This is a genomic window from uncultured Mycobacterium sp., assembly GCF_964249325.1.
Classification (GTDB): Bacteria; Actinomycetota; Actinomycetes; order Mycobacteriales; family Mycobacteriaceae; genus Mycobacterium.
Genome location: NZ_CAXUCH010000208.1, coordinates 4,523 through 7,532, shown reverse-complemented (window position 1 = coordinate 7,532; position 3,010 = coordinate 4,523). Strand labels below are relative to the sequence as shown.

Annotated in this window: 2 protein-coding genes and 1 pseudogene (1 of these 3 only partly in view); 1 reads left to right on the top strand and 2 read right to left on the bottom strand. The window is 66.4% G+C overall.

All coding sequences use genetic code 11. The annotated features are described in order from the left end of the window. On the top strand, positions 1-2,352 hold a 2,352-nt coding region (locus ACFE99_RS19995), incomplete at its 5' end, for a RelA/SpoT family protein (RefSeq protein ID WP_375488162.1). Positions 2,353-2,503: 151 nt separating this feature from the next. Here ACFE99_RS19995 and ACFE99_RS19990 read toward each other — a convergent pair. Next, the gene (locus tag ACFE99_RS19990) at positions 2,504-2,875 is read right to left on the bottom strand and encodes a hypothetical protein (RefSeq protein ID WP_375488161.1); all 372 of its coding nucleotides are present in this window, start codon (positions 2,873-2,875) and stop codon (positions 2,504-2,506) included. Positions 2,876-2,953: 78 nt separating this feature from the next. After that, a pseudogene (locus tag ACFE99_RS19985) lies at positions 2,954-3,010 on the bottom strand (peptidylprolyl isomerase) (it continues 823 nt past the right edge of the window).

Genomic DNA, 3,010 nt, shown 5'->3' with positions numbered 1-3,010 from the left:
TCCGAGGAGTCGGCGCCGGCCGAGGCTGCGCCGGACGCCGAAGCGGTCGGCTCAGCCGAGACGGCGAAGCTGTCGCCGGCGAGCCTCAAGACGTCCAGCAGCGCGTCGCGGCGGGTGCGGGCCCGGCTGGCGCGGCGGATGACCGCGCAGCGCAGCGCCATCAACCCGGTGCTCGAGCCGCTGGTGGCGGTGCACCGGCAGGTCTATCCCAAGGCCGACTTGTCGCTGCTGCAGCGGGCCTACGAGGTCGCTGAGCAGCGGCACGCCAGCCAGCTGCGGCACTCCGGGGATCCCTACATCACTCATCCGTTGGCCGTCGCCAACATCCTGGCCGAACTGGGCATGGACACCACCACCCTGGTGGCCGCGCTGCTGCATGACACCGTCGAAGACACCGGCTACACGCTCGAGCAACTGTCCGCCGATTTCGGTGAAGAGGTCGGCAACCTCGTCGACGGGGTGACCAAACTGGACCGGGTCGTATTGGGAAGCGCCGCCGAAGGCGAGACGATCCGCAAGATGATCATCGCGATGGCCCGCGACCCGCGGGTGCTGGTGATCAAGGTGGCCGACCGGCTGCACAACATGCGCACCATGCGCTTCCTGCCGCCGGAGAAGCAGGCCCGCAAGGCCCGCGAGACGCTGGAAGTCATTGCGCCGCTGGCCCATCGGCTGGGTATGGCCACCGTCAAGTGGGAGCTGGAAGACCTCGCATTCGCGATCCTGCACCCCAAAAAGTACGAAGAGATCGTGCGGCTGGTGGCCGACCGGGCGCCGTCGCGCGACACCTACCTGGCGAAGGTGCGGGACGAGATCGTCGCCACCCTCAAGGCGTCGAAGATCAACGCCACAGTGGAAGGCCGTCCGAAACACTACTGGTCGATCTACCAGAAGATGATCGTCAAGGGCCGCGACTTCGACGACATCCACGACCTGGTCGGCATTCGTATTCTGTGCGACGAGATCCGTGACTGTTATGCCGCTGTGGGCGTGGTGCATTCGTTGTGGCAGCCGATGGCGGGCCGGTTCAAGGACTACATCGCCCAGCCGCGTTACGGGGTGTACCAGTCGCTGCACACCACGGTCGTCGGGCCGGAAGGCAAGCCGCTGGAGGTGCAGATCCGCACCCGCGACATGCACCGCACCGCCGAATACGGCATCGCCGCGCACTGGCGGTACAAAGAAGCCAAGGGCCGCAACGGCATTCCGCACCCGCACGCCGCCGCCGAAATCGACGACATGGCCTGGATGCGCCAGCTGCTCGACTGGCAACGTGAGGCCGCCGACCCCGGCGAATTCCTCGAGTCGTTGCGTTATGACCTTGCCGTACAACAGATTTTTGTGTTCACGCCCAAGGGTGACGTGATCACGCTGCCGGCCGGGTCGACGCCGGTGGACTTCGCTTACGCCGTGCACACCGAAGTCGGGCACCGCTGCATCGGCGCCCGGGTCAATGGCCGACTGGTGGCGCTGGAACGCAAGCTGGAAAACGGGGAAGTTGTCGAGATTTTCACCTCCAAGGCGCCCAACGCTGGCCCGTCGCGCGACTGGCAGCAGTTTGTGGTGTCGCCGCGCGCCAAGACCAAGATCCGGCAGTGGTTCGCCAAGGAGCGCCGCGAAGAAGCGCTGGAGGCCGGCAAGGAAGCGATGGCTCGCGAGGTCCGCCGTGGTGGACTTCCGTTGCAGCGCTTGGTAAATGGCGGGTCAATGGCGGCGGTGGCCCATGAGCTGCACTACGCCGACGTCTCCGCGCTCTACACCGCCATCGGTGAGGGACACGTGTCGGCCAAGCACGTCGTGCAACGGCTGCTGGCCGAACTCGGCGGCATCGAGCAAGCCGAGGAGGAGCTTGCCGAGCGGTCGACGCCGGCGACCATGCCGCGCCGACAGCGCGCCGACGACACCGGCGTCGCGGTGCCGGGTGCGCCCGGCGTGCTAACCAAGCTGGCCAAGTGCTGCACTCCGGTGCCCGGCGATGCGATCATGGGCTTCGTCACGCGCGGCGGCGGGGTCAGTGTGCACCGCATCGACTGCACTAACGCCGCATCCCTGCGCCAGCAGTCCGAGCGCATCATCGACGTGCACTGGGCGCCGTCGCCGTCGTCGGTGTTTTTGGTGGCGATCCAGGTCGAGGCGCTCGACCGGCACCGGCTGCTGTCGGACGTGACCCGCGCGCTGGCCGACGAGAAGGTGAACATCCTCTCGGCGTCGGTGACCACATCGAACGACCGGGTTGCCATCAGCCGCTTCACGTTTGAGATGGGCGACCCCAAGCACTTGGGGCACCTGCTCGACGTCGTCCGCAACGTCGAGGGTGTCTACGACGTCTACCGGGTGACATCGGCCGCCTAAAGACGTCGAGCGTGCGGCTACGGCGTCGAGGATGCGTGTAGGGCGAGTATTTGTCGAAAATCCCGCCACCAACGCACACTGGATTGCTCCGAACTGGTCAACGGGTCAGCCCCGATTTGACGTTGGCCGCTTAGCCGCTGCGGCCGGCCGCCTAACGTTTTGTGCGCCGACCGGGGCCTCGCCTCGAGCCCAGGTCTGCGACTTTCGTGTCCGGCTCATGCTGGCCGCGCAGCTGGATCACACCTTCGGCGTCACTGCCCACCGGTTTGGCTGCACCCTCGAGCACCTCGCCGACGACGCGGACCGACCAGGGAAAGGCGGTGTTCGTCAACGCCTTGAATAACGGCACCGCAGCGATGAACACCGCCAGTGGCGGTTCGATGAAACCCAGCCCGACGGCGGCTGCCAGGCCACCGAAAAACCCGACCGATCTGGGCACGTCGATCTCGACATTGCCCACTTGCACTTCCAGGACGTTTTCCGGAGCACCGAACCGAATCTGCGCCACGCTGCTGGCAGCCATCACAGCCTCCCGTCGCCGGTCAACCATCGCGATCGGTGTACCCGGTTTGGGTCGCTGCTACCAGCGCCCGAGCGAAGCTCAGTCCAGTCGCACCGACTTGATCGTGACCTTGGCGACCGGTGCGCCGTCCTGGCC

Bases quoted from the DNA above. Each gene is read 5' to 3' on its own strand.
- ACFE99_RS19990 (WP_375488161.1), bottom strand. From the start codon at position 2,875: ATGGCTGCCAGCAGCGTGGCGCAGATTCGGTTCGGTGCTCCGGAAAAC.